Genomic DNA, 26293 nt, shown 5'->3' on the forward strand with positions numbered 1-26293 from the left:
CGCAATCATCCTTTCTCTTCCGTGGCCAACGCGCTGGCCGCCACCGGCTTGCGCCACCACAAGCCATACAGCAACAACCCAAGCGCTGCCACCAACATCACGGCCCCACCCGCGCTGATAGTGCCCAATACCGCCTGGCTGCCTTGGTACACGATCAGCGCCAACAGGTAGGCCACGCTGGTTTGGTAGGCGATGGCGTACAGGGTCCACTTGCGCTCGCCAAACTCGCGATACATCGCCCCAATGGCGGCAAAGCACGGCGCGCACAGCAGGTTAAACACCAAAAACGCGTAGCCGGCCATCGGCGCGTAGGTTTGCCGCAACAAGTCGCCGAAGTTTCCGGGGCCAAGCGCGATGCGCAAGGTGCCCACGCAGTTTTCTTTGGCAATCAGCCCCGCCAAGGTCGCCACCGTGGCTTGCCAGTTGCCAAACCCCAGCGGCGCCAGCACCGGCGCCAATAACTCGCCCAGCCCGCGCAGCAGGCTGTCGTTTTGGCCAACCCACTTCAGGCGCCAGTTGAAGTGGCTCAGCCACCACAGCGCCACGCAGGACAGGAAAATGATGCTGCCGGCCTTGCGGACAAAGGCGCGCGCCCGCGCCCACACCGAGCGCCAGACGTTGGCCAATAGCGGCAGGTGATACGCCGGCAGCTCCATCACAAACGGCGCAGGCGGCCCGGCGAACAACCGCGTTTTCTTCAAGAAGATGCCCGAGCACACCACTGCCAAGATGCCGATGAAGTACGCGCTCGGCGCCACCCACGACTGGTGCGGGAAAAAGGTGCCGCTGACCATGGCGATGATGGCCAGCTTCGCCGAGCACGGCATGAACGTCGTCAACATGATGCTCATCTTGCGGTCCTTGCTGTTTTCAATCGTGCGCGTGGCCATGATGCCCGGCACGCCGCAGCCGGTGGCAATCAGCATCGGGATAAACGCCTTGCCCGACAGGTGAAACCGGTGAAACACGCGGTCCATGACAAAGGCGATGCGCGCCATGTAGCCGCAATCCTCCAGCAAGCCGAGACACAAGAACAGCATCATGATCTGCGGCAGAAACCCCAGCACGGCCCCGACGCCGCCGACGATGCCGTCGACCAATAGGCTTTGCAGCCAAGTGGCGACGTGCCAACTGGTCAGCGTCTGCGTCATCACGCCGGGCAGCCAGCTGCCGAACACGGTGTCGTTGAGCCAATCCGACCCCAGCGTGCCGATGGTTTGAATCGATAAATAATACACCGCCCACATCACCGCGGCAAAAATCGGTAGCGCCAAGAAGCGGTTGGTCACCACCCGATCGATGCGGTCGGATATGGAGGCCGTGAAGCTCAACTCGTCGACCACGCACATGGCCATTAACCGCGCGATGAAGTCGTAGCGGGCGTTGACGATGATGCTGTCGGCGCTGTCGGCGAAGAGCTGCTCGGCCGTGGCGCGAGTCGCGTCGATTTCCGCGGTTTGCGCCGCCGTTAACGCCAACTGCGCGCTCACCGCCTCATCGTGCTCGAAGAGTTTAATCGCATACCAGCGCCGCTGCGAAACCGGCACATCGGTGAGTTGCGCGGCAATCATTGCCAGCGCCGATTCCACCCGCGGATCGTATTCCGGATACGGATACGCCGCGGCATCCGCCGTCATGGCGGCGGTGAGGTCGGCCAGGTGCAGGTGCTGCGTGGCGCTGATGCCGATCACCGGTACCCGCAGCGCATACGCCAGCTTGGTCAGGTTGATTTCCCGACCCTGCTTGGCCAACACGTCCATCATGTTCAGCGCCACCACCAGCGGCCGCCCCGTTTCCATGACCTGCAAGGTGAGGTATAAGTTGCGCTCGAGGTTGGTGGCGTCGACGACATTGACGACGACATCGGCCTCACCGCTCAGCAAGTAATCGCGCGTGATGCGCTCCTCGGTGCTGTAAGGCGACAGCGAATAGGTGCCGGGCAAATCCTGCACCGTCACCGCCGGGTTTTGCCGCAAGGTTCCGGCCTTGCGGGCGACGGTGACACCGGGCCAGTTGCCGATCATTTGCCGCGCGCCGGTTAAGGCGTTAAACAGCGTGGTTTTGCCGCTGTTGGGGTTTCCCACTAAGGCTGCAATCGTCATGCCTCAACCTCCGCCACCTGAATGACCGCGGCTTCCGCCTTGCGCAGGCTCAACTTGTAGCCGCGCACGGCCAACTCCAAGGGATCCCCTAACGGCGCCACCTGGCGTAACTCGATTAACGTGCCACGCGTTAGCCCCATGTCCATCAGGCGCCGCCGCAATTCCGGGCGGCCGGCGATGGTCGCGACGACGGCATGGCGGTGCACCGGCAAGTCGGCGAGGCTCACCGTCGGCTGATTCGTGGTCGCGGCCACGCTTTGCACCTGCAGTTGCGCGGCGATGTCGTCGCTCATCGCCAGGCGCTGGCCTTGAAAATACACTAACAGCCCGCTGCGACCGGCGGCGGGTTGAATCACGGTGAGCCGCGAGCCGACGCGCAGCCCGAGCTCACCGAGGTGACGGGTCAAGGTGGTGCTGGCGGTAATGGCCATAATCATCACTGCGCCGGGGCGGCGCAGCTCGCTCAATGGGGTCATGGCAGCGGTCCTCCTGCATCAGACTACCGTGGGTTAACGGTTGCGTTTATTTTACTATTTTTTGCTGCGCCGTGCCGGCAAAATTCACAACCACGCAAAAGGCCGAGTCTCCACTCGGCCTGGTCGTTAATCTAGTGGGAGCGTCGGTAACGCCGCCCGCGCCGCTGCGTTAGCGGCGCGGCGCTGGGCGTAGCCGGCGTGAAGCTGGGCGCCAAAGTCGTCATCGATGGTTAAGGTTGGCAGCGCGGCAGGCTCTGGGGTGACGAAACTCAGCCAGGCGTAGCCGACGAGGTAGTGCTCGCCGGTGGCCATGCGCTCGCCGACGATGCGGGTGAACACCTCCAGCGACCGCTTGCCGGCGCCGGTAACGATGCTGTGATACATCACGGCATCCCCGATGGCTACCGGCGCGACGTACGTCATGTGGTCGACGCCGGCGGTGACCAGCGGCCGGCGCGCGAAGCGGTGCGCGCTGATGCTGGCGGCTTCGTCCAGCCAGCTCACCGTTTGCCCGCCGAACAGCGTGTGCGCCTCATTCATCTGGCCGGCAAACACGCGGTGGATGGCCAGCGACTTCGTGGCGCTCATTTTCATCGCGCTACTTCCCTTCGTATAACTCCGCCGGCACTGCCGCCAATAGCGGCGACAAGTCTGGGCTGGCCAGAATCGTCAGGCGGTGCATGGCGCGGCTGGTGATGGTGTACAACAACTCGCGCTCGTCTTCGTGGTGGAAGTTAGCGGCGTTGGCCTGCCACACGATGACCGCGTCGAATTCCAGCCCCTTGGCCAGATACGACGGCACGACGATGACCCCGGCGGCCAGCCGCTGATTCTCGCTGCGAATCAAGGTCACCGTTTCACCGGCGGCCTTCAGCGCGTCGGCTAAGGCCGTGGCCTGTTCCAAGGTCTTGGCGATGATCGCCGTACTTTGCTTGGCGGCGGTATTGATCTTGAGTTGCGCCTGCAGCGCCGTCACCAGCTCGGCCTCGCTGGCGCGCACGGTGATGGTGGGCAGCGGGCCTTGGCGGTTGAAGGCCTCGATTTGTTGCCCGGACTTCAGGATGGCCTTGGTGAAATCGGTCACCTGCGCCGTCGAGCGGTACGACCGCGTCAACTGAACGACGCGCGTCTTGTCCGGATCGAACAGCTTGGCGGTGTCTTGAATCAAGGTGTGCGAATCGGCCTTGGTGAAAATCGCCTGGTTCAAGTCCCCGAGCAGCGTGAACTTGGCCTTAGGAAAACTGATCCGCAGGTAGGCCAGCTGGTACGGCGTGTAGTCTTGAATCTCGTCGATGAAGACGTAGCGCATATCGCGCTCGCCGTGGCGGCCGGTCATCAAGTCGTAGAGATACAGGTATGGCGTCGCGTCGGCCATGGTCAGCTGGCGCGCCTTGAAGCCGGTGAGAAAATGGTCGACCTCGGCGTCCCACTCGGCGGCGGTCAGGTCAAAGTCCGCCAGGTTCAACAGCGTCGGTACGGCGCGCAAGAACGCGACGTATTGGCCGCGCACATTGAGAAAATGGTTGCGGTTGATGGCCGTACTGATGGATTGGAAGGCCTTGGTGACGATGCCGCGCGCGTAGTAGCGATACTCGCTGTCGCTATCCTTGAATTCGCCCGGCGCCTCTTGTTGCAACTGACGCAGTTGCTCTTCCGAGAGGTCCTCGACGGTTTGTTGCACCCACTTGGCCTTCATCTCGGATTCGACTTTGCGGTTCAGCATGCTCAACAGGCGATCCTTGGTGGCGCTCAGGCGATTGCCGAGGTGATAATTCTCGTTGTAACTATAGAAGATGTCGGCGATGCGCTGCTTGGAGAAAAAGACCTGGTCCTGGAAGCGAATGTCGCGGAAGCGCATCCCCGTTTGCTCGAGGCTAGCGGCGTAGTGCTCGGTGGCCTTCACAAACGCGAGGCTGCCCTTTAGCTTGGCGATTTTCTTCTGGGCCGGCGACAGCCGCGCCTCGAATTGCGAGAACAGATCCTGGACCTGAATGTTCGGCACGCGCCGGGTCACGTATTGGTAAAACGTGAACTGCACCATGTTTTGCTCGCCGAGTTCCGGCAAGACGTTGCCGATGTAGTCAGAAAACAGCTGGTTGGGGCTGAACATGATCACTTGGCTGGCGTTCAGGTTGCCGCGGTAGCGATACAGCAAATACGCCACGCGCTGTAGCACGGCGCTGGTTTTCCCGGAGCCCGCCGCGCCTTGGACGAATAACAACTCGGCGCTGGTGTCGCGGATGATCTGGTTTTGCTCGCGCTGAATCGTCGTGACGATGCTCTTCATTTGCGTGTCGGACTTTTCGCCGAGCACCTCCAGAAGCATCTGGTCGCCAATGGTTTCGGTGGTGTCATACATCGTCTCGATTTGGCCGTTTTTGATGACGAATTGGCGCTTGAGGTTCACCGTCACCACCTGCGGGCCATCCGGCGTCTGGTAAGTCACCTTGCCGAGGCCGCCGTCATAATAAATCGAGCTGATCGGCGCGCGCCAATCGTAGATCAGAAACTTGCCGTGCTCATCCGTGAAGGAGCCCAAGCCGATATAAATCGTCTCCGGGTGCTCCTGGCCTTCTTGAAAATCGATCCGGGCAAAGTAGGGATTGCCTTCCAGGCGCTTAACGGTATTGAGCTGCGCGGTGGATTGTTGCCAAGCGTGCGAGCGCTCGTCCAGCATTTGTTGTTGCTGTTGAATCGACGCCGCGGTTTCGATCGTCTCGGCGTCGTTGGATAAGTTAATGGAGAAATCGGAAAAGAAATGTTCGTTAAGGTTTTTCTCTTCGGCTTTCGTCCGCTTGATCTCCGCGGCCAGCCGCACTTCGGCTTGCCCCAGTTGCTGCACGATTTGGTCCAAATGCCCTTGCTCGCGTTGTTGTTCTTGATCCGCCACGTTACCACCCCTTCAGGTTGTGTTGGTGAAAATAATCGTTTTAATATGTTACCACAAGTCCCACCTCGTGACAATCATCAGCGGCGGTTTGTGGTATTCTAACGACAGGCAAAAGGAGGGGTTCCCATGGCCAGTGTGTCATTATTCATCGTCTTGTTCGCGGCGTTATTAATTCCATTATTCATGGCGCGGTTTCGCATCACCAGCACTCCCACCGCCGTGGCGGAAATCGTCGTCGGCATGCTGCTCGGGCCAAGCCTGTTCAACGTCGTCAACCCCGGCGGCACCTTGAGCGAGCTGTCCGACCTCGGCGTCGTCGTCTTGCTCTTCCTATCCGGGATGGAAATCGACTTCAGCCTGTTCAAGCGCGGCAGCGGCACGGCCAAGTGGGGCCCGGCCAAGCTGGCTATCCTCGGCTACGCCGGCATTGTCGGCGTGGCCTTGCTCCTCAGCTACGCCTTGAAGCTGGTTGGCTTGTTTAGTCACTTTGGCTTCACCACGATTGTCTTCATCACCGTGGCGCTGGGCGTGGTCATCGCGACCTTGAAGGAAAAAGAGCTTTTAAGCAAGCCGTTTGGGCAAACCATGCTGTTGCTGGCCGCATTCGGCGAGGTGATCCCCTTGATTGCCCTCACCGTGTACGCCGCGACGCATGGCACCACGCACCAAAGCGTGTGGCTGTTGCTCTTGATTTTCGTGGCGGCCATCGTCTTGCTGCTATGGACCCGCCGGCCGTTTTCGTTTTTCGCCCGCATCGATAAAAGCACCACGCAGCTCGACATTCGCCTCGCGTTTTTCCTGATCGTGACGCTGGTGACCATCGCCCAAAGCGTCGGCGCGGAAAATATCCTCGGCGCGTTTCTCGCCGGCATGGTGATGAAGCTGCTGCGCCCGCGCGAGGAAACCCTCGACAAACTCACCAGTCTGGGCTACGGCTTCTTCATTCCCATCTTCTTCATCATGACCGGCGTGCGCATCAACCTGCGCACCTTGCTCGCCGATCCGAGCAGCCTCGCCTTGATTCCGCTGCTGCTGATCGGCTTTCTCGCGGCCAAACTCATCCTGCTGCCAATTTTGCGTCTGCGCTTCAAGCCACGCAATGCCATTGCTGGCACCTGGCTGATTTCCACCACGATTACCCTGGTCGTGCCGGCGTTAACCGTCGGGCGCAACCTCGGCATCCTCACCACTCAGCAATCCGGTGCCTTCACGCTGGCTGCCATCATCACCTGCATCATTAGCCCAATTCTCTTCAACCGGTTTTATCAAGCCGAGCCCGACGACGTGCAGCCGACGCGCGTGCACTTCGTCGGCGCCAACCTCTTGACCGTGCCGATTGCGCAACAACTTAGCCGCGGCGCGTATGACATCACGCTGTACACCGACGACCAGGCCAAGTACAAAACCTACAACTCCGAGGCCGACGTGCGGCTGATCCCCAGTTTTTCCGAAGGCGCGCTGAACGAAGCCGGCGCCTTTGATGCCGACATCGTGATGCTGGCCTACTTCGACCACGACAAAAACGTCCGAGTCGCGCACTGGGCACTGGCCGCCAAGGTGCCGCGCATCATCGCCCGCTTCGAGGCCAAAAACGTCGAGGATTCCGCCTACGACGAACTCGCCGCGGCCGGCGTGGAAATGTACAACTCGGTGGACGCTAACATCGCCATGTTGCGCAGCCTGATTGAAACACCGTCGACGCTGAAGATGCTCAACGACTCCACCGCCGGCATCTATGAAATCGTCGTCAACAACCGCCGCTTCACCGGTTTGGAAATCAAGAACCTGCCCTTCATCGACGCCATCACCGTCAGCCAGATTTTCCGGGACAACCACTTCATCGCCCCGCATGGCGATACCCAGCTGTTGCTGGGTGATCACCTGATTTTCTCCGGTGACAAAACCGCCGTGGCGGAGATTCGCGCCGCGTTGGAAAAGCAGAATTAACTGAAGGGACACATGAATGCATGGTCACTGTTAATAGCTAAAGCTTACTGTTCGTGGCTGTGTATCAGTTCCATCCTAAGATTTCGGAAGAATGACGCCTGAAATTTCTCACATCATTATGTAGGAACAAATAAAAAAACCGACATGTGGTGCTCCTGAAGAGCACAAACATGTCGGTTTTTGAAAGCAAAGCCAAATCCCAATTGCACCCGTATCGTTCATAGTCCAGACAATAGTTTACGACGAACTCCGCCAATTAGACGAAGACACATAAGGCCGACGCTTTGGTATTGTCAGGGAATCTGCATGATGTCGCCAAAAATACCTAGATAATGCCCCAGCACTACACTAAATCCGGTCAAATATACACGTCCTAGTGCAGCGTTAAGGACCCTTTATTAGTCTTCTACCGCATCAACCAACAACCCAGTCTGACTGTCAAAAACTCCAACGTTTCCTAACAGATTGTCTGCCCCCTTTGAGCCTACCCCGCCATCAATCTGGTAACGGGGCATCTCATCTGGGTATTGGATGCTATAAATAGGACTTTTGATTGCTTGTGGATCATAAACTTTATCAGGACGACTCGCGTCTGCATATCGGCCGATTATTTCTCGTGTTGGGGTATGGCCCGTAATCAAGCTATACCTAAGCTTGTTATGGTCAAATACACGCCATTTGTGTTGCGCATACCAGTACGTATGACGAAGCCACAGCCTATCATGTGCGGTGGTATCTTCAAGCGGATTAGCCAGTGACTGATTAAGACCCGCATGTACAAAAACCAAATGATCAATCACATGCGTTAACGGCAGCTCCGCCACCCAGTCAAGGAGGTCGTTTTTTTGTTCAAGTAACCTCTCACGAGTTCGTAAGGCTAGCCGCTCCATTGGTAAGATTTCACCCTGCTCAGGAGATAATCCCAACCGGGCGGCCTCTGCCACCATCGTCTGCAAACCGCCAAAATTAAGCCAATCATCCTGAGCAGCATCCTTCATAAAATTCAGCATGCTAGCATCATGGTTCCCCATTAGGACAACAGTGTGACCTTCGTCGGCAATTTGCATTTCATGAATTTGTTCAAGGAGGGCCAAACCCGAATTGGGGCCATAGCAATCGACGTAATCGCCAATAAAAACCGTGACCGCATTAGGATATCTGGCCTGTACACTACGCAGCCGATCCAGCGTCTTCAACCGCCCATGTAAATCACCTACTGCAATTACAATCATTATCATATCTCCAATCATGACAACACTTGTCTAATTGGTACATTTCATTTCTTTGTATGCAGTTCACAATAACACTTGTCGGGATACCGGCCTAACTATTTTTCAAAAAGTCAATAACGTAAATCACTGTATTCGTACTCTCTGTGTTGACTGATTGTATGAGAACCCTTTAAAAAAGCTTGTAAGTAGCACTCCTACTAAACTACTCATCAGAAGCGACTGTTGTCATTTGCAGGTATTGCTCCAAAACAGTCGTAGCATCCCGTATTAATCTTATTGGCCATATATTCGTAAATCTTACGCCCAGACCGCCATTTTAGGACATGCACGCAAGGCAGTTCCAAGCCAAAATAAGCCACTTCTATCACGGCACCAGTCCGTGATTGGCCCGCGTGACAATGAACGACCAGATCGTGCTCATCCCGAACGGCAACTACAATGAATTCCTGGATTTTTCTGGCACCTTCAATGGTTAGAATACTAGCCGGGGGACCATCGATTGTTTGCTCAATGTCATCAGCATTAATCCGTAAAGTGCGGAATGCGAAAACGCTATTCTACTTTCATACCTGTACTTGGCTGTCCATTCACACTGATATCCTACTGCAGAGCGCCTCTAGCTCGCTGCGCTCGCGTCGAGTGGCAGTCCGTACGCTTTAAAAAGCTACGGACTGCGCACTAAAACCGCGGTTCAGTCGTCGCTGAATCGCGGATTTAATGGGAGACCTGGTCATCACCGACCGTCGCCAACCTTCAAGGCTCGCACACCCTTGGGCTGGCTTAGCTCCGCGGCAGCGGTCACCGGCTGCGTTGCGGAGATATACCTGGTGAGGCTTCTTCCTCACCTGCCGTTGGCTTACGCCGCTGGCTGTACCTTGGACGCCCTGGTATACCCCTCTACTGCAAGGGGCCATTAGCGGATATCCTGTGGAGCGCGTAACCACCGGGTGGGTATCTCTCTCACACCGATAGGTACTGGTTCTTCAATCGCATGTCCGGGGAGCAATTGGTGTGGCCTTCACCGCATCCGGCTGGCGCTCGAATCATCTGAATTCAGAATAACAGGCGTTGAAATCGGTGTCAAAGAATATGGTGAGGACTGATTCAAAATTTACCCACGGCCGTCAAATGACCGCTGCCGCGCGCTGATGCCCTGCCCCAGCTAGCACATTAAGGCAAATCAACTATAATGTCCTCAGGAATAAGCGACGCGTAAATTTTGCGGGCACTCGCCACCGCAATATGACAGAGAGGTTGTACAGCATGGATCACGTTACAGAGTTAGGACAATTAGTCACCACATATTCTGAAGCACTCCATCACCACTCGGTTCTTCACCGCTACTGGTCCGCCCTGAGCCTGGTGTTAAAGGGCAGCTATGCCCGCGGTGACGCGGATCAATATTCGGATCTTGATTTCGTGCTGGTCACAGATGCCGCCAATTTTTCTGCAATCGTGGCGGATTACCGCGCCGCCGGCCTCTCGCACCGCGCTGACGGGATATTTTTGCCCTTAGGCGACTGGGACGGGCATTATAACCTCATGACTTTCGAACAGTTGCAAGCCGCCTTGACCCCTGCCGCCACGGCCTCACTGTGGGAATATAGCAACGTGAAAATTCTGCACGACCCGAATCAACGATACGCCCGAGCCAAAACTCAGGCCTTGACGGATTTTCACCGAGCGTTGCCAAACCTGCTGCAGCAGGAATATCTCACCATGCGGTTGCAACTCGACTGGCTGCGCCAGCCGCTACGCCGGGCAGATCGGCGCGCGGCAGTACTTTACGCCACAAGTTTTTGGCGCGCCGCCTGCCGCTTGATTTTGCTGCTCCACGAGACGCCATTTCCCCCTGACAAATGGTTATTCAGGTCCTTGCAAAAGCTGGACGCTACCCCGCTGATTACCGCTGCAATGGCTTACGATGAGACCTTTTCGACACTGCCAACAATGCCTGCCGAGATCGAGTTAGCCGATTACCCCGTCTATGCAGCAGGCCTCGCCTTAACCGAACAACTGATCACCGCGCTTCAGCAACGCTTCCCTGAAGCTGAGTGGCTGGACCAATGGTATCTTTACGCTTAGCAACAACACGCCAGTTACGCACTCGTAACCAGTGCGTCACTATCATTCACTGGATATGTTATTACAGCCAATCTATTTCCGCCCGCGGCATTTCCCCACCAATTTCTTGTGCTACAATGGCAATATCCTAAGAAAGCGGTGAATTTGATGAAACAAGGCACAACGATTCTCACCTTGGATAATGGCTACCACTTGTGGACCAACACCCAAGGCACCGGCGATATCCACCTGCTTTGCCTGCACGGTGGGCCTGGCGGTAATCACGAATACTGGGAGAACTTTGGCGAACAGCTCGCCGACCTCGGCGTGCAGGTGCACATGTATGACCAGCTCGGTTCGTGGTACTCCGACCAGCCAGATTATTCTGACCCAGAAATTGCGGCAAAATATTTAACCACCGATTATTTTCTCGGCGAAGTTGAAGAAGTCCGGCAAAAACTCGGCCTCGACCATTTCTACCTGATCGGCCAAAGCTGGGGCGGCGCGCTGACGCAGTTGTACGCGTTGAAGTACGGCGAGCACCTCAAAGGCGCCATCATCTCTAGCATGATCGACAACATCGACGAATACGTCGACCACGTCAACTACGTGCGCGAGGAATGCCTGCCTCCTAAGGCCGTCAAGTACATGCAAGACATCGAAGCCAAGGGCAACTGGCAAGACGAACAATACCAAAAGTATGTCGACGTCTTGAACCGTAGCTACGTCGACCGCAAGCAGCCGCCTGCGATTTCCCACTTGATCAACACCACCGGCACCGCGGTGTACAACGCCTTCCAAGGCGACAACGAATTCGTCGTCACCGGTAAGTTGAAGGACTGGGACATTCGCGATCAGATTCACAACATCACCGTGCCGACGCTGTTGACCTTCGGCGAACATGAAACCATGCCGCTACGCTCGGCGCAACGCATGGCCGAAGACATTCCGCACGCCCGCCTGGTCACCACCCCAGACGGCGGCCACCATCACATGATCGACAACGCGCCGGTGTACTTCGCGCACTTGAAGCAATTCATCTCCGATGTTGAAAACGGCACATTTAACGATTAATCCGCGAACCGGTTACGCTGTGTAACCGGTTTTCTTGTGCTACACTGACAGTAATCATACTGGGAGGTTTGTTATGAAAACCGTCACTGTTTACCTCGTTCGCCACGGCCAAACCTGGTTCAACGTCTTTGGCAAGATGCAAGGCTGGTCGGATTCGCCGCTGACTGACAAAGGCATCGCCGACGCCCACCGCGCCGCCGCCATGCTAAGCCACATCACTTTCACCCACGCGTATTGCTCCGACACCATGCGCGCCCGCAACACCGCCGAAACCATTTTGGCCAAAAACTTCAACACCAACGTCCAACTCACCGTGACCAAGTATTTCCGCGAGCAGTTTTACGGCTCGTTTGAAGGCCTCGACTCGCTGGCCACCTGGTACGCAGTCGGCGGCAAGCACGGCGTTCACAGCTTCAAGGAAATCATCTCGAAGTTTGGCGTCGACGCCTCCAAGGACTTCATGCACGACGCCGATCCCTTCGGCGCCGCAGAAGACGCCCTCACCTACTGGAATCGCCTGCAAAAAGGCTTCAAGCAGCTGCGCGCCGACAACCGCGACGGCGACAACGTGCTCTTAGTGTCGCACGGCACGACGATTCGCAGCATTGTCGACAAGTTCGGCAAGGAAGACGGCTTTTCCGCCTTGGAAAGTCCACTCAACGGCGGCGTCACCAAGATTGCCTTGACCGATACGGGCATCAAGGTGCTTAGTTACAACCAAACCAGCGTGTAGGGCGGCGCCATGGCCAGTACAGACACCAAGCTTCGCCTCGCTCACACCTTGCGCGCCATGATGGCCACCACCGCCCTGGATCACATCACCATCAGTGCCTTGACCAAGCAAGCCGGCGTCACGCGCAACACGTTTTACTACCACTTCGAAGACATTTATTCGCTCTTGGCCTGGGTCTACGAGCAGGAAATCATCGTGCAAATGGCCAAGTACGCGCAGATCACGGAGTGGCAAAAAGCGCTGCGAATGCTGCTGGACTACATCGAAGAGAATCGCGAGTTTTGTGTCGCGTCGTTTCACTCGGTGGGCCGCGACCTCTTGGAGCAACTCCTCGCCACGGTGGCCGATGCCTTGGTGCGCGGCGTCGTCAACGACGCCGACGCCAGCCTGCCCAAGCCGCTCACCGACGATATCTGCAACTTCTACGGCCTGGCCATCGTCGCCCAGCTCATCCAATGGCTGATGCACGGGCTGGCCGAGCCGAAAACGGCCATCGTTCACCGCTGCGACATCATGCTCACCGGCGCGGTGCAAAACGCGATTCATAACGCCGCAATTTAACCGCTAGTTTTTGGGCAATCCCCTGAGGTTGCCTATTTTTTTGGGCCAATTTTCCCCCTACACTGAAAGCGTCAACAGAAAGGTGGTGCCTGTATGAAAAAGCAAACGATTCGCCTCAGCCTCATCGTCGGCGTGCTCGCCGGCGCAACCATCTACGCCATGAAGAAGCTGGATTGGTGGCACGACGACGCCAAGGATTATCGCCAATTCGAGTCACATCGCGCCTAAGCGCGAGCAGCGAGAAAGGAGTCCCATGATGATTAAACACAAGGCAATTCTCATCGGGGCCGGCCTGGCCAACTTGGCCGCGGCCGTGTACCTCATTCAAGAAGGCAAATGGGCCGGATCGGCGATCACGTTTTATAGTCTCGACGATCATGGTTCAAATGATGGCAGTCGCGCGGCGGCTCAAGCCGACGACTATTGGAACAAGGAACACCCGCTGGCCAACACCAAGGGCTACATCGCCCGCGGCGGCCGGATGCTGAATTATCGCACCTATGTGGACTTGATGGACCTGCTCAGCCGCGTGCCGTCTGCCACCGAGCCCGGCCTCACCGCCGCCGAAGACACGCGTGAATTCGACGCCAAGCACCGCACCTTCGACAAGGCCCGCCTCTTGCGCCGCGGTGATGGTATTATCAACGCCGGCCACCTCGGCTTGAATAATCAGGACCGGGCCCTGCTCACCAAGCTGGTGTTGATGCCCGACAAGGACGAGGAGCAGCTCGACAACGTGTCGATTGCCGACTACTTCAAGGACGATCCGCACATGTTCACCACCAACTTCTGGTACATGTGGGAAACCACCTTTGCCTTCCGCACGCAAAGTAGCGCCCAGGAGTTGCGGCGCTACATGCACATGATGCTGTATGAATTCACGCAAATCGAGCACCTCGTCGGCGTCAATCGCACCCGCTACAACCAGTACGAAAGCATCATGCTGCCGCTGATCGAGTACCTGAAGCAACAAGGTGTCACGATCATTTTGGACAAAATCGTGACGGATTGGACCTTTAAGGACACCGCTATGCAAGACGACATCACCGTCACCGGCCTGACCGTCACCGACGCCAACACTGGGGAAGTCGCTCAGGTGCCAGTGGATGATGACACCGCCGTGATTTTCACCAACGGGTCGATCACCGACTCCGCCACGATTGGCGACTACCACACCCCGGCGCGGGAAAACATGGACTACGGCATCGCCGCCAGCCTCTGGCAAAAAGCCTCCGAGCGCTTCTACAACCTCGGCAATCCGGACAAGTTTTTCGCCGACCGCGACGCTTCCGAGTGGGTCAGCTTCACGTTAACCACCAAGGATCACCTGCTGCTCAACGAAATCACGCGCATCACCACGCAGGTGCCCGGCAACGCGCTGAACTCGTTTTTAAGCACGGCGCCGATCACACCGCTGGGCCAACCTGACGTCAATATGTCCATCGTGGTGCACCACCAGCCGCACTTCACCACGCAAAAGCCCAACGAAAGCGTTATTTGGGGCTACTTCCTGTACCCCCGCCGCACCGGCGAGTTCGTGCAGAAGCCGTACATCGAAATGACCGGTGAGGATATGCTCAAGGAGCTGCTCGGCCAATTGGCGATGGTCGATCCCGGCCCGGTCAATATCCGCGAGCACGAAGCGGCAATCATGGCCTCGGTGGTCAACTGCATCCCCGTGTACATGCCTTACGCCTCGGCGCTGTTCAACAATCGGGCCAAGGCGGACCGCCCACTGGTCATTCCGGCACATTCGACCAACCTCGCCTTCACCGGGGAGTTCGCCGAGCAACCTTACCAGATGGTTTTCACCGAGCAAAGCGCGGTGCGCTCTGGGGAAATCGCCGCGTACCACTTTGCCGGCATTCCAATGAGTCACCTGGTCAAGACGCCGCGCTACGACAAGGACATTCCGACCTTGCTACGAGCGACCAAGAAAATGTTTGAGTAACCGCTGGAAATTTTTTGGGGGAATGCAAAACGCCAGTCACGACTGAGTCGCGACTGGCGTTTTGTTATGCAGTGACATCGCGGTGAATCACGATGCTTTCGTACAACCATACGGTCAACAGGTAATACACGACGTACAACACGATGAAGATGCTAAACGGCACCAGCAAGTTGCCATAGGGATGCCGCAACAGCCCGGTGAACATCTTCAGGCCAAACAAGACGTGCACGACCCCCAGCAAACCCGGGAACAGGAACAAGGCGCCGATTTCTTGGCGCACCGAGGCCCGCAGGAGGCGCGGCCGCACGCCGATTTTCTGCAGCATCAAGTAGCGCTTGGCGTCATAGCTGGCGCCGCTTAGGATCTTGAACATCAGCGTCGAGGCTAGCATGGCCAAAAAGGCGATGCCGAGGAAGAAGCCCATGAACGCCAAGCCGGAAAACATGCCGTTGACCAACTCATAGCTGTAAAACTTCTGGCCGGATTGGGTGGCGCTTTTGATGTCGTGTTGCTTGGCCTGGGCGGCGACGATGGCCTTGATGGGCGCATAGTTGGCGCCAAAATCCGCCACCTGATACGTCGTCACGGTGCGCATCGGCCCGGCCAGCTGGGCAAACCGCGCGGCCGGCACCAACTTAAACTGGCGGTCGGCATCGGCCGGCACCCGAAACGTGCTCAACTGCTGGGCGGCCATGTCAGCATATTTTTCCCAGTTGGCCGCCGTCACCTTCACGCGCACGGTTTTGCCGTTTTGGTAATCCATCAACTGAACCGGGTGGCGCGCCAACGCCGAGGCGTCGAGGTAGACGTAATGCCGGTCGGTTTTCTCCTGATAATGCTGCGTCGCGGTGACGCCGGTGAGCTTGGCAACTTGCCTGCGCGTCGCGGCGTTTGGCGCGACGGTCACCACGTCGTACACGGCTTGTTGGTTGACCAGCGCCGGGATCTCGGCTTGAAACCCGAGCCCCACGGTGATGGCCCCCAGCGCCAAAGCGAACAGCATCGCCACCACGGCCAGAATCCGCGTGTAGTCGCGAATGCGAAAACTCAGCTGGCTCAGCGTGAAGTTGTGCAATCCGCGCGCGGCAAAGCGCCGGCGCTTCAGCCAGGCGATCAGGGCCACGAGGCTGGCGTTAAACAGCAGGTACGTGCCCATGACGATGGTGACCAGAGCCAGGCCAATGCCCATCAGCTGCAGCGTGCCTAGCTGGGTCATCGCCCAGTAGCCGATGGCCAGCAACACGATGGCGCCAATGGCTTGAAGCACCAAGACGCTGCGCTTTTGTTGCAGCCGGTTGGGCGTGGTGTCCGCGTGCAATAGTTGCAGCACCGGCGTCTTCAAGAGCTTGCCGGCGTTGACAAAGGCCGCCAGCACGAACATGCCCAGGAAGAAGACGAAGGTCCACAGCACCGCCGGACCCCACACCGGGTTAAAGTGCGTTGCCGGCGCGTGCAACATGTTGATTAAGAGGTTCCCAGCGGCTGTCGTCAGCCCGATGCCCACGCCGGTGCCCACCACCGTCGCCAACAAGCCGACACTGACGGTTTCGATGAAGATCAGCTGGGCAATCTTGCGGCCCTTGGCGCCGAGCATCATGAACATCGCGTAGTCGCGCTGGCGCATGCTCATCAAAAATGTGTTGGCGTAGACGATATACACCACGGTGATGATGACCAGCAGCACCTCGCCGAAGTAAAACACGAAGCTGGTCAGCGCGATGAAGGAATTACTTTTCAAAAACGCGGTGTTGGTGGCAAGCGCCAGAAACATATAGAAGACGGCACTGGCAATCACCAAGCCGGAGAACAGCACCGCGTAGTCACGGAAGCGGCTGCGAATGCCGCCTAACGCTAATTTTCGTAACATGCGGGCCTCCTATTGCTGAAAGGTGCCAAGCGTCTGCAGGATTTCTTGATAAAATTCCTCCTGCGACTTGGTCCCGTGCACCAACTCCGTGCCGATTTGCCCATCTTTAATGAACATGATGCGCTGGGCGTAGCTCGCCGAAAACGGATCGTGCGTCACCAACAGAATCGCCACACCTTGCTCGCGGTTCAGGCTGGCCATCGTGTCCAACAGGTCCTTGGCGCTGGTAGAATCCAAGGCACCGGTAGGCTCGTCACCAAACAAAATCGCCGGCTCCTGCACCAAGGCGCGGGCCGCGGCGACGCGCTGTTTTTGGCCACCGGACAACTCGGTGGGATAATGGTCCAACACTTCGGCGATGCCCAAGGTGGCCGCGACGCGGTCAACGGCGTCGCGTTGCGCCTTGGTCGCCATGTTTTGTAACGCCAGCGGCAATGCGATGTTCTCCCGCGCAGTCAGGTTCTCCAACAAGTTGAAGTCTTGGAAGATGAACCCGACTTGGTGGGCGCGGAAGTCGGCCAAGGCGTTGCCGGTTAAGCCGGTGACGGCCCGGCCGTTGATGGCCACCGTGCCGCTAGTGGGCCGATCCAAGGTGCTGAGGATATTGAGCAGCGTCGTTTTGCCGGAGCCGGACGCCCCCATGATGCCGACGAATTCGCCGGGTTGCACGTCGAAGGTCACACCTTTTAAGGCCTGGAATTGCTTCTGGTTCGGCTTGCCATAAGTCTTGGTGACCGCCTTGACGCTGACGACTGGTTGAGTTTGCATAGTCTTCTCTCCTTTTAATCACTAGCCATATCTTACCGTACCCAGACAGCTTGTGAACGAACACTGACCTAACAACTCCGTAAGTTGCAACTTTTCGTTTCCAGTGGTCGGCGTTTTCGGTAAACTAGTCTCATTGAATTGAGGAGGACCTGCCATGCGCCAACGCAACAAGGCTCCCGGCTTTGCGCCGCTGACCGTCACTTAGTCAGGGAGGACAACATGGAAACCGAAAAGAAGCAATATATTCCTTGGGTCGTGGTCGGGTTGATGGACTTTGTCACCGTCATCGGCTTCGACGATATTATTTATAATTTCCAAAACCAGGGGCTGGTTGCCGTCACCAGCTGGATCTTGATGACGTTTTTCTACGTCATCCCCTACAACCTCATCGTCGCCCACATGGGGTCGACGTTTGGCGAGCGCGGCGGTGGTATCACCAGCTGGATGCGCGAAACCAACGGCGACACCGTGGGCTATTTTGCCGCGTGGTTCTACTGGATTACCGGCCTGCCTTACGTGGTCGACGTTGCCAACTCCGTGGTCATCAGCTTCGGCTGGATCGTCCAAGGCAACGGCGACATCCAGTCGTTTCTCGGCAACGCCTGGTTCAGCATCCTCACCGCCGTCATCTTCGTCGTGTTCATCTGGCTGCAACACTTCTTTAAGAACAAGTCGCTGGAAGTAATGTCGACCATTGGCGGCGGCGCGATGTTCATCATGACCGTGCTGTTCGTCGTGATGACCATCGTCGGCTTGGCCCATGGCAATCCCATCAAGACGCAACCCTTCGACATCAAAGCCTTCATGCCCAAGCACTTCGACCTCGCGTTTCTGTCGACGTTTGGCCTGTTCGTGTTTGCCATGAACGGCTCGGAACTCGCCGCGCCGTACACCGCGGACATGAAGCACCCCGGCCGCGACTTCCCGAAGGCGCTGAAGATGATTGCCATCATGACGATGTTCCTGACGTTATTCGGCACCTTCAGCCTCGGCGTCTACTTCAACGCTCACGACCTGCCCAACGACTTGAAAATGAACGGCTCGTACTACGCCTTTCAAGCGATCGGCCGCCAATTCGGCCTGGGCAACGGTTTAATGTACCTGTTTGCCGGCGTCCAAGGCATCTACATGCTCGCGCAACTGGCCGTGATCCTCGACGCGTCGACCCGCGTGTTCCTGTCTGACGTCGCCAAGCGCTTCATGCCCCGCCAGCTCACCAAGAAAAACGCGGATGGCCTGCCAATCAACGGCTACTGGCTGACGACGATCCTTTGTGCCTTGATCATGGCGCTGGGCGCGTTGCTGCCGCAAATCAACGACATCTTCAACTGGTTGTTGAACCTCAACGGCATCGTCAGTCCGTTCTCGACGTGCTTCCTGTTTTGGTCCTACCTCATGGTGCGCCGCCACGCCGACCGCTTCCCGCACGGCGACTATACCTTCATTAAAAACGACAAGCTCGGCGTCATCGTCGGCGGGTGGATGCTGGGCATCACCTTCCTGCTCGCCGTGTTAGGCTTCTTCCCCACCGACGCGTCGGCACACACCTTTGCCTTAATGCTCGCCTTGAATATCATTGTGCCAATCGGCATGGTGGTGCTCGGGTTCATGATGCCGTGGATCGCCAAGCGCCAAGCCACGGGCAACGCCTTTGGGCCAGCGACGTGGTGGTTATTCACCGCCGTGATGGGTGGCGGCTTGATTGCCGCGGCCAGCTACGGCTTGGCCGTACGGCTGTTGACCAGCCTGGTCGTGGGGTGGCGCGTTGCCATCATCGCCGTGATCGACGCCGCGATTATCGCCGTGACGCTGCACGTCACGGCCAATGGGCGCCGCGGCACGGTTGGCGCTTAACATCATCCGATCCCACAAATCACCGGATATCTGGCATTTTAATGGAAATATTTTGATCAGTTATCTCTCTTCTCACGTGCCCTTAAGGTACACTGAGGGCATCAATGGGAAAGCGAGAAAATAGGATGTTTGCATTAATCGGATTTGTCATGATTGGTGGGTTTATCGTAGCGGTTGTTGGCTTGATCATGTTGATCGTCGCAGCAGCTAAGAAACACCCAAAAAAGAAGAGCGTCATCATTTTGTTAGTCGGGCTCGTATTGAGCATTGGCGCACCAGTGTCGGCAGCGGTCCTTGGCCTTCAAGAACCAGTTGACTACACGGTCACAACAAAAGCTGAAGGTAAGGACTTCCTCGATCAATTGGACTCAGATACGATTAAGGATCAGACGCTGAAATTCAAGGTCACAGATATCGGTTCGAATGGACCGTTGATCGCGTTCCAAGCCCCAGGTGAGTTTAATGTTATGGTCCCTGCTTCAAAGGCGAGCAAGGCTGTCAAAGTTGGCGATACGATTACCGTAACGTGCAAGTCCGCGGGCAACGTATTTGGTCTACCCATGGTGACGGGAACGTTAGACGAATAACCGACTTCAATCATGGGGCGGCCGACGCAGTTAACGTCGGTTGCCCCCTTTTTTTCGTGGCAAGACTGTTCTCGGGTGGTCAGGAAGCGAAGAAGCGCTTAACGGTGGCGTTTTGCCCGGCGAGCGCGTAAACTTTGGCTGGGAGGTGCCGCATGACCGCTTATACCTTGATTTATAATCCGCATGCTGGCCACAACCATGGCCGCACCACCGCCAACCTAGTCGCCAGCGCCTTGCGTGCCGCCGGCCACACCGCGACGCTGGCTGAAACGAGTCGTGAGCGTTCGGCGACGTTGCTGGCGCAAACCGCCTTAGCCGATGTGGTCGTGGCCATCGGCGGTGATGGCACGATCAACCAAGTGGCGGCCGGTTTACTGAACCGCAAGCGGCCGCCGTTGCTGGGCTTGATTCCCGCCGGCACCGTCAACAACCTGACCAAGGGCCTAGGCATTCCCCAGCTGTTACCCGGCGCGATTCACACGCTGTTGGCCGGCCACGTGCGGCCGTTAGACGTCGGCCGGGTGAACTCGGCGGTGATGGTTAGCACGTTAACGCTCGGCGTGTTGGCCAATGCCGCCGTGGCGGTGACCCAGCGCGACAAGCAGAAGTTTGGCCCGCTGGTGTATCTGGCCAAGGGCACCAACAGTTTGGCCCGGCACCAGCACTGGCAGCTGACGCTGCACTCGCCGCACCATCAGTGGGTGCGCGATACCCAATTTGTGCTGGTGACCATGACCAACTCCGTCGGCGGCTTCACCCATTTTGCGCCGGATGCCGCGCCAGATGATGGCCATTTTCACGTGTTCGTCGCCCCGAAGCTGAACTGGCGCCAGACGCTGTTGGCGCTGCCGTATTTTCTCACCGGCAACTTCGCCAAGCTGCCGGGGATGACCTACTTCACCACCACCCGCCTCACCATTCAAGCGCCGAGTGCGCTGCAGGCGCGCATTGACGGCGACCCCAGTGTGAGCACGCCGCTGACGCTGACCATGGCGCGGCTGTCCGTCATCGCCCCTAGCACTGCGCGCGGCGGCATGGTACACTGAAGGTAACGTTTTGAAAGGAGCGATCACGATGCGCTTAAAGACAGTTGATTTACATGACTAATTGTCGCTTCACGGCGACGCTTTGCGCACGTGTCCGCTCATAAGAGCAGCTGACCGGGCTGCTCTTTTTCTGTGCAAAGCGTCCAGAAAGGACCTTTATGCAAGACAACCAACCACAATCTGAACTCGTTTTAATCGCCGGCATCTCCCGCGGCCAGGACAACTTCGACTACTCGATGACCGAACTCACCGAGCTGGCCAAGGCCCATGGTGACACGGTCGTCGCCGACGTCCGGCAAAACCTCGACCGCGCTATCGGCGCGACGTACTTCGGTAAGGGCAAGGTCGACGAAATCGCCGAGCTGGCTCGGGCCAATGACGCCACCACGGTGATCATCAACGATGAACTCTCACCGTCGCAGCTCCGCAACCTGAACAAACTGATCGGCCTGCATGTCATCGACCGCACCCAGCTGATTCTCGACATCTTCGCCGACCGCGCCAAAAGCAAGGCGGCCAAGACCCAAGTCGAAATCGCGCAGCTGCAATACGCTTTACCGCGTCTGCACCCCAGCGCCAACAAGCTGGACCAGCAAGGCGGCGGTGGCGGCCTCGCCAACCGTGGCGCCGGTGAAACCAAGTTGGAAATGGACAAGCGGGTGCTGAACAAGCGCATTGCTCGCTTGCGCCGCGAACTCAAGGAAGCCGACGTCGGCGCCCAGGTGCGGCGCGTCCAGCGCGATACCAACGCCGTGCCGGTGGTCGCCTTGGTCGGCTACACCAACGCCGGCAAGTCCACCACGATGAATGGCTTGTTGGATCTCTACGCCGATCATCCCGAAACCAAGCAGGTCTTCGAGAAAGACATGCTGTTTGCCACGCTGGATACCAGCGTGCGCCAGCTGACCCTGCCTGACAACCGCAAGTTCTTGTTAAGCGACACGGTCGGCTTTGTCAGCAAGCTGCCGCATCACCTGATCGACGCCTTCAAGGCCACCTTGGCCGAAGCCGCCAACGCCGACCTCTTGATTCAAGTGGTCGACTACTCGGATCCCCACTACCCGGAAATGATGCAGATCACCGAGCAGACGCTGAAGACCATCGGCATTCACGACATCCCGATGATCACCGCCTACAACAAGGCGGACAAGCGCCCGGATACCCACTACCCTGAGCTCAATGGCGACCAGTTTATCTACTCAGCGCAAGACCCGGCCTCCCTCCACCAGTTGGCCCGCTTGATCACCAAGCACATCTTCGCCGACGCGGAGACGCATACCTACCTCATCCCCTTTAGCGAAGGTCAGTTGGTCGACTTCATGAACCGCGAAACCGCGGTGAGTGCCACCGACTATACCGACGACGGCACCCGCATCACCGCCACCGTCAACGCCGCGCAGGCCGGGCGCCTCGCCCAGTATCTTGTTACCGAATCCTAAGTGTTTTCGCCGCAGGTCTTGACCGGCGGCGTTTTTATTTGCCCGGCACGACGCGCATCGTTTTGTTTGGGCCAAATCAACTCGCGTGCTAAGCTAAAATTATCACCGGTGAAAAATATTCTGTTGAGGCCGGGCCGGGTTGCTAACTAATCAAACTATCATTTTTAAACCCGACCTGAACCCGCATGACAAAAGTTGTGATTGGCCATTAGCGATTACACGAGAGGTTTGTGAACAAACTAATTATTAAACTTTTGGCATTTTAGTTTACGGCGATTAGGTTGTGGGCTATCATTCAAATTGTAACCGCTATCATTACACACTATAGGAGGCATTCACATGGCTGAGCAACAGTACCTACTGGCAATCGATGAAGGCACCACCAGTACCCGCGCCTTGATTATCGACCACGATGGGCAAATGGTCGCAGATTCCCAGCGCGAGTTCCCGCAGTACTTCCCGCAACCCGGCTGGGTCGAACATAACGCCAACGAGATCTGGAACGCGGTCTTATCCACCATCGCCACGGCGTTCATCAACAGTGGCATCCAACCCAAGCAAATCGTCGGCGTCGGCATCACCAACCAGCGTGAAACCACGGTGGTGTGGGACAAGGCCACCGGATTGCCGATTTATAACGCAATCGTCTGGCAATCCCGGCAAACCAACGCCATCGCCGAATCCTTGAAGCAAGCCGGCTACAGCGACTTAATTCACGAACACACCGGCCTGTTGATCGACGCGTATTTCTCCGCCACTAAGATTCGCTGGATCCTCGACCATGTGCCAGGGGCCCAGGCGCGCGCGGAAAAAGGCGAGTTGATGTTTGGCACCATCGATACCTGGATTTCTTGGAAGCTGTCCGGCGGCGCCATTCACGTCACCGACTACACCAACGCCAGCCGCACGATGTTGTTCAACATTCACACCTTGCAGTGGGACGACGAGATCCTGAAGATTTTGAACATTCCAAAGGCGATGCTGCCGGAGGTTCACAGCAATTCCGAGATCTATGGCCAAACCGCCTCGTATCACTTCTACGGCAGCAGCGTGCCAATCGCCGGGATGGCCGGGGACCAACAAAGCGCGCTGTTCGGCCAGCTGGCCCTTGAGCCTGGCATGGTGAAGAACACTTACGGCACCGGCTCCTTCATCGTGATGAACACCGGCGAAAAGCCGACCATGTCCGCCAACAACCTGCTGACGACCATCGGCTATGGCATTGACGGCAAGGTCAACTACGCGCTGGAAGGTTCCGTGTTCGTCGCCGGCAGTGCCATTCAGTGGCTGCGCGACGCCATGGAGCTCGTGCAGCACGCACCGGATTCCGAGCAAGCCGCCCTCAACTCCACCAGCCAAGATGAAGTGTATGTCGTGCCGGCCTTCACCGGCTTAGGCGCACCGTATTGGGATGCCGATGCCCGCGGCGCGGTCTTCGGCCTGACCCGCGGCACCACGCGCAACGACTTCATCAAGGCCACGCTGCAGTCGCTGGCCTACCAAAGCCGCGACGTCGTGGACACGATGTACAAGGACACCGGCATCAAGATCCCGGCCTTGCGTGTCGACGGCGGCGCCGCCAACAACGATTACCTGATGCAATTCCAGGCCGATTTGATCGGTACGCCGGTGGAACGCGCCGCTAACCTCGAAACCACCGCAATGGGTGCCGCCTTCCTCGCCGGGCTGGCTGTGGGCTTCTGGTCCAGCACCGACGAGCTGCAGCACCTCGCCAAAATCGGCAAGCGTTTTGAACCGAATATGCCGGCAGCCCGGCGCGCCAAGTTGTACAACGGCTGGCAACAAGCCGTGCAGGCGACCATGGCGTTCAAGCCGCAACTGGACAGTGAGGAGGACCCGTCATGACCTTTTCGCAAGCAACTCGACAAGCCAGCCTGACCAAGCTGGCGAACACGACCCAGGACTTATTGATTATCGGCGGCGGCATCACCGGCGCCGGCGTCGCGATTCAAGCGGCGGCTAGCGGTATCACCACCGCCTTAATTGAAATGCAGGACTTCGCCGAAGGCACCTCGTCGCGCTCGACCAAGCTGGTGCACGGCGGCATTCGCTACTTGAAGACCTTCGACGTCGGCGTCGTCAGCGACACCGTCAAGGAACGCGCCGTGGTCCAAGGCATCGCGCCGCACATTCCGCGCCCCTTCCCAATGCTGATGCCGATTTACGCCGAACCGCAGGCCACCTTCGACCTGTTCTCGGTGAAAATCGCGATGAACCTATATGACCAGCTGGCCGGCGTCGAAGCCACGCAGTACGCCAACTACACGATTAACGCCAAGGAAGTCCTGCAGCGCGAACCGGGCCTGCGCGCCGACAATCTGCAAGGCGGTGGCGTCTACCTCGACTACGTCAATAACGATGCCCGACTAGTGATCGAAAACATCAAGGAAGCCGCCGAGCTCGGCGCCACCATCGCCAGCCACGTCAAGGCCTTAAGCATCTTACACGACGACCGCGGTCAAGCCATCGGCGTCCACGCCAAAGACGAGCTCACCGAGACGGAATTCGACATTCACGCTAAGCTGGTGATCAACACCACCGGCCCCTGGGTGGATCAACTCCGGGCCAGCGACGACCGACTCAAGGCCACGCCGCTGTTGCGGCCAACCAAGGGCGTACACCTGGTCATCGATGCCAGCAAGCTCAGCGTGCCGCAGCCGACCTACTTTGACTCCGGCTTGCACGACGGACGCATGATTTTCGTCGTGCCGCGGGAAGGCAAGACGTATTTTGGCACCACCGACACCGACTACACCGGCGACTACGCGCACCCCACCGTGACCCAAGCCGACGTCGACTACCTGTTGAAGGTCCTCAATTACCGCTACCCGACCGCCGACGTCACCTTGGCCGACATCGAGGCCAGCTGGGTGGGCTTGCGGCCGCTAATTGCCAGCAACGGTAGCTCCGATTATAACGGCGGCGGCGCCAATACCGGCAAGGTCTCCGAGGCTAGCTTCACCGACTTGATCAAGACGGTCGACGCCTATGAGGACAACCAGGCCACCCGCGCCGATGTCGAAGCCGCCATTTCCAAGCTACAAACCGCCCGTGCCGAAGAGACGCTGGCACCGTCTCAGGTGTCGCGCGGCTCCCAGCTCGACGTGGAGGATGACGGTCTGTTGACCCTAGCCGGCGGGAAAATCACCGACTACCGGAAAATGGCGGCCGGCGCCATGGCCGTGATTCGTGCGGCATTGGAGGCGCAAGGCGTCACCGTGAAGGACGTGGACTCCAAGAAACTCCAAGTCTCTGGCGGCCACTTTGACCCGACCAATGTCGACGAAACCTTAGCCTTTTACACCCGCATTGCCCAAGACGCCGGCGTGCCCGAGGAAGACGCCAAGGACCTGGCCAACCGCTTCGGCAGCAATACCGGCCGCGTCGTCACCTATGCCGAGGGCGGTGCGGCGCCTGGCCTCTCGCTGAAGGAAACCATTTCCCTGCGCTACTCGGTGGCCGAGGAAATGACGCTGACGCCGGTCGATTACCTGCTGCGGCGCACCAATGCCATGTTGTTCCACGCCCATGACCTGCCGGCGCTGCGCCAACCCGTACTCACCGAAATGGCGCGCCTGCTCGGCTGGGACACCGCCACGCAAGGCGAAATGGCGGCGCAACTAGATGCCACTATTGCCGAGACGCAACTGGCAACTTTAAAGGAGGCCCATCATGACTAAT

General features: G+C 57.8%; 20 protein-coding genes. 13 read left to right on the forward strand and 7 right to left on the reverse strand.

What is annotated here, in order from left to right; translation table 11 throughout:
* Window positions 1-5: 5 nt before the first annotated feature.
* From feoB to helD, 4 genes are all read right to left on the reverse strand, one after another.
* The gene (feoB, locus tag FD02_RS07480; protein ID WP_054723587.1) at window positions 6-2102 is read right to left on the reverse strand and encodes a ferrous iron transport protein B; all 2097 of its coding nucleotides are present in this window, start codon (window positions 2100-2102) and stop codon (window positions 6-8) included.
* Window positions 2099-2578: a FeoA family protein gene (locus FD02_RS07485; RefSeq protein WP_056951491.1), complete on the reverse strand. Its 480-nt coding sequence runs from the start codon at window positions 2576-2578 to the stop codon at window positions 2099-2101. Before FD02_RS07485 ends, feoB begins: the two co-directional genes overlap by 4 nt.
* A gap of 126 nt (window positions 2579-2704) precedes the next feature.
* Entirely contained in the window at window positions 2705-3172 is a 468-nt protein-coding gene (locus FD02_RS07490) for an acyl-CoA thioesterase (protein ID WP_056951493.1), read from the reverse strand.
* Between the two features lie 4 nt (window positions 3173-3176).
* Window positions 3177-5468: an RNA polymerase recycling motor HelD gene (gene helD, locus FD02_RS07495; protein ID WP_056951495.1), complete on the reverse strand. Its 2292-nt coding sequence runs from the start codon at window positions 5466-5468 to the stop codon at window positions 3177-3179.
* A gap of 126 nt (window positions 5469-5594) precedes the next feature.
* Here helD and FD02_RS07500 point away from each other — a divergent pair, with 126 nt between their 5' ends.
* Complete coding sequence (locus FD02_RS07500; protein ID WP_056951497.1) at window positions 5595-7415, forward strand: monovalent cation:proton antiporter family protein; 1821 nt, start codon at window positions 5595-5597, stop codon at window positions 7413-7415.
* Window positions 7416-7813: 398 nt separating this feature from the next.
* Here FD02_RS07500 and FD02_RS07505 read toward each other — a convergent pair whose 3' ends face one another.
* Window positions 7814-8647, reverse strand: a complete 834-nt coding sequence (locus FD02_RS07505; RefSeq protein ID WP_056951499.1) for a metallophosphoesterase family protein — start codon at window positions 8645-8647, stop codon at window positions 7814-7816.
* A 1263-nt stretch (window positions 8648-9910) separates the two neighbouring features.
* Here FD02_RS07505 and FD02_RS07510 point away from each other — a divergent pair.
* From FD02_RS07510 to FD02_RS07530, 6 genes are all read left to right on the forward strand, one after another.
* On the forward strand, window positions 9911-10732 hold the full coding sequence (locus tag FD02_RS07510) for a nucleotidyltransferase domain-containing protein (protein WP_056951501.1): 822 nt from the start codon (window positions 9911-9913) through the stop codon (window positions 10730-10732).
* 147 nt (window positions 10733-10879) lie between these two features.
* The gene (locus FD02_RS07515) at window positions 10880-11785 is read left to right on the forward strand and encodes a proline-specific peptidase family protein (RefSeq protein WP_056951503.1); all 906 of its coding nucleotides are present in this window, start codon (window positions 10880-10882) and stop codon (window positions 11783-11785) included.
* 73 nt (window positions 11786-11858) lie between these two features.
* On the forward strand, window positions 11859-12518 hold the full coding sequence (locus tag FD02_RS07520; protein WP_056951504.1) for a histidine phosphatase family protein: 660 nt from the start codon (window positions 11859-11861) through the stop codon (window positions 12516-12518).
* Between the two features lie 9 nt (window positions 12519-12527).
* The gene (locus FD02_RS07525; protein WP_056951505.1) at window positions 12528-13079 is read left to right on the forward strand and encodes a TetR/AcrR family transcriptional regulator; all 552 of its coding nucleotides are present in this window, start codon (window positions 12528-12530) and stop codon (window positions 13077-13079) included.
* Between the two features lie 93 nt (window positions 13080-13172).
* The gene (locus FD02_RS11615; protein WP_263849086.1) at window positions 13173-13307 is read left to right on the forward strand and encodes a hypothetical protein; all 135 of its coding nucleotides are present in this window, start codon (window positions 13173-13175) and stop codon (window positions 13305-13307) included.
* Window positions 13297-15030, forward strand: a complete 1734-nt coding sequence (locus FD02_RS07530; RefSeq protein WP_268871600.1) for an oleate hydratase — start codon at window positions 13297-13299, stop codon at window positions 15028-15030. Before FD02_RS11615 ends, FD02_RS07530 begins: the two co-directional genes overlap by 11 nt.
* A gap of 64 nt (window positions 15031-15094) precedes the next feature.
* Here the strand turns inward: FD02_RS07530 and FD02_RS07535 are convergent, their stop codons facing one another.
* The gene (locus tag FD02_RS07535; RefSeq protein ID WP_056951508.1) at window positions 15095-16897 is read right to left on the reverse strand and encodes an FtsX-like permease family protein; all 1803 of its coding nucleotides are present in this window, start codon (window positions 16895-16897) and stop codon (window positions 15095-15097) included.
* A gap of 9 nt (window positions 16898-16906) precedes the next feature.
* A complete protein-coding gene (locus FD02_RS07540) occupies window positions 16907-17665 on the reverse strand; it encodes an ABC transporter ATP-binding protein (RefSeq protein WP_054722889.1) in 759 nt (252 codons plus the stop codon).
* A 219-nt stretch (window positions 17666-17884) separates the two neighbouring features.
* On the opposite strand from FD02_RS07540, the gene FD02_RS07545 reads away from it, so the two are divergent.
* The 6 genes from FD02_RS07545 (at window position 17885) to glpO (ending at window position 26292) form a co-directional block, all read left to right on the forward strand.
* Window positions 17885-19519, forward strand: coding sequence for an APC family permease (locus FD02_RS07545; protein WP_056951510.1), 1635 nt, complete (start codon window positions 17885-17887; stop codon window positions 19517-19519).
* A 125-nt stretch (window positions 19520-19644) separates the two neighbouring features.
* A complete protein-coding gene (locus tag FD02_RS07550; protein WP_156408278.1) occupies window positions 19645-20106 on the forward strand; it encodes a hypothetical protein in 462 nt (153 codons plus the stop codon).
* Between the two features lie 152 nt (window positions 20107-20258).
* The gene (locus tag FD02_RS07555) at window positions 20259-21152 is read left to right on the forward strand and encodes a diacylglycerol/lipid kinase family protein (protein WP_054722887.1); all 894 of its coding nucleotides are present in this window, start codon (window positions 20259-20261) and stop codon (window positions 21150-21152) included.
* 158 nt (window positions 21153-21310) lie between these two features.
* The gene (hflX, locus tag FD02_RS07560) at window positions 21311-22591 is read left to right on the forward strand and encodes a GTPase HflX (protein ID WP_056951512.1); all 1281 of its coding nucleotides are present in this window, start codon (window positions 21311-21313) and stop codon (window positions 22589-22591) included.
* 339 nt (window positions 22592-22930) lie between these two features.
* Complete coding sequence (gene glpK, locus FD02_RS07565) at window positions 22931-24457, forward strand: glycerol kinase GlpK (RefSeq protein ID WP_054722885.1); 1527 nt, start codon at window positions 22931-22933, stop codon at window positions 24455-24457.
* Entirely contained in the window at window positions 24454-26292 is a 1839-nt protein-coding gene (gene glpO / locus FD02_RS07570; RefSeq protein ID WP_056951513.1) for a type 1 glycerol-3-phosphate oxidase, read from the forward strand. Before glpK ends, glpO begins: the two co-directional genes overlap by 4 nt.
* The last annotated feature ends 1 nt before the right edge of the window (window position 26293 follow it).

It is taken from the genome of Lacticaseibacillus nasuensis JCM 17158 (genome assembly GCF_001434705.1).
Lineage (GTDB): Bacteria > Bacillota > Bacilli > Lactobacillales > Lactobacillaceae > Lacticaseibacillus > Lacticaseibacillus nasuensis.

Bases quoted from the DNA above. Each gene is read 5' to 3' on its own strand.
- glpO (WP_056951513.1), top strand. From the start codon at position 24,454: ATGACCTTTTCGCAAGCAACTCGACAAGCCAGCCTGACCAAGCTGGCG.
- FD02_RS07520 (WP_056951504.1), top strand. From the start codon at position 11,859: ATGAAAACCGTCACTGTTTACCTCGTTCGCCACGGCCAAACCTGGTTC.
- FD02_RS07545 (WP_056951510.1), top strand. From the start codon at position 17,885: ATGGAAACCGAAAAGAAGCAATATATTCCTTGGGTCGTGGTCGGGTTG.
- FD02_RS11615 (WP_263849086.1), top strand. From the start codon at position 13,173: ATGAAAAAGCAAACGATTCGCCTCAGCCTCATCGTCGGCGTGCTCGCC.
- FD02_RS07505 (WP_056951499.1), bottom strand. From the start codon at position 8,647: ATGATTGTAATTGCAGTAGGTGATTTACATGGGCGGTTGAAGACGCTG.
- FD02_RS07555 (WP_054722887.1), top strand. From the start codon at position 20,259: ATGACCGCTTATACCTTGATTTATAATCCGCATGCTGGCCACAACCAT.
- FD02_RS07525 (WP_056951505.1), top strand. From the start codon at position 12,528: ATGGCCAGTACAGACACCAAGCTTCGCCTCGCTCACACCTTGCGCGCC.
- hflX (WP_056951512.1), top strand. From the start codon at position 21,311: ATGCAAGACAACCAACCACAATCTGAACTCGTTTTAATCGCCGGCATC.
- feoB (WP_054723587.1), bottom strand. From the start codon at position 2,102: ATGACGATTGCAGCCTTAGTGGGAAACCCCAACAGCGGCAAAACCACG.
- FD02_RS07515 (WP_056951503.1), top strand. From the start codon at position 10,880: ATGAAACAAGGCACAACGATTCTCACCTTGGATAATGGCTACCACTTG.
- FD02_RS07550 (WP_156408278.1), top strand. From the start codon at position 19,645: ATGTTTGCATTAATCGGATTTGTCATGATTGGTGGGTTTATCGTAGCG.
- FD02_RS07485 (WP_056951491.1), bottom strand. From the start codon at position 2,578: ATGACCCCATTGAGCGAGCTGCGCCGCCCCGGCGCAGTGATGATTATG.
- FD02_RS07500 (WP_056951497.1), top strand. From the start codon at position 5,595: ATGGCCAGTGTGTCATTATTCATCGTCTTGTTCGCGGCGTTATTAATT.
- glpK (WP_054722885.1), top strand. From the start codon at position 22,931: ATGGCTGAGCAACAGTACCTACTGGCAATCGATGAAGGCACCACCAGT.
- FD02_RS07535 (WP_056951508.1), bottom strand. From the start codon at position 16,897: ATGTTACGAAAATTAGCGTTAGGCGGCATTCGCAGCCGCTTCCGTGAC.
- FD02_RS07510 (WP_056951501.1), top strand. From the start codon at position 9,911: ATGGATCACGTTACAGAGTTAGGACAATTAGTCACCACATATTCTGAA.
- FD02_RS07540 (WP_054722889.1), bottom strand. From the start codon at position 17,665: ATGCAAACTCAACCAGTCGTCAGCGTCAAGGCGGTCACCAAGACTTAT.
- FD02_RS07490 (WP_056951493.1), bottom strand. From the start codon at position 3,172: ATGAAAATGAGCGCCACGAAGTCGCTGGCCATCCACCGCGTGTTTGCC.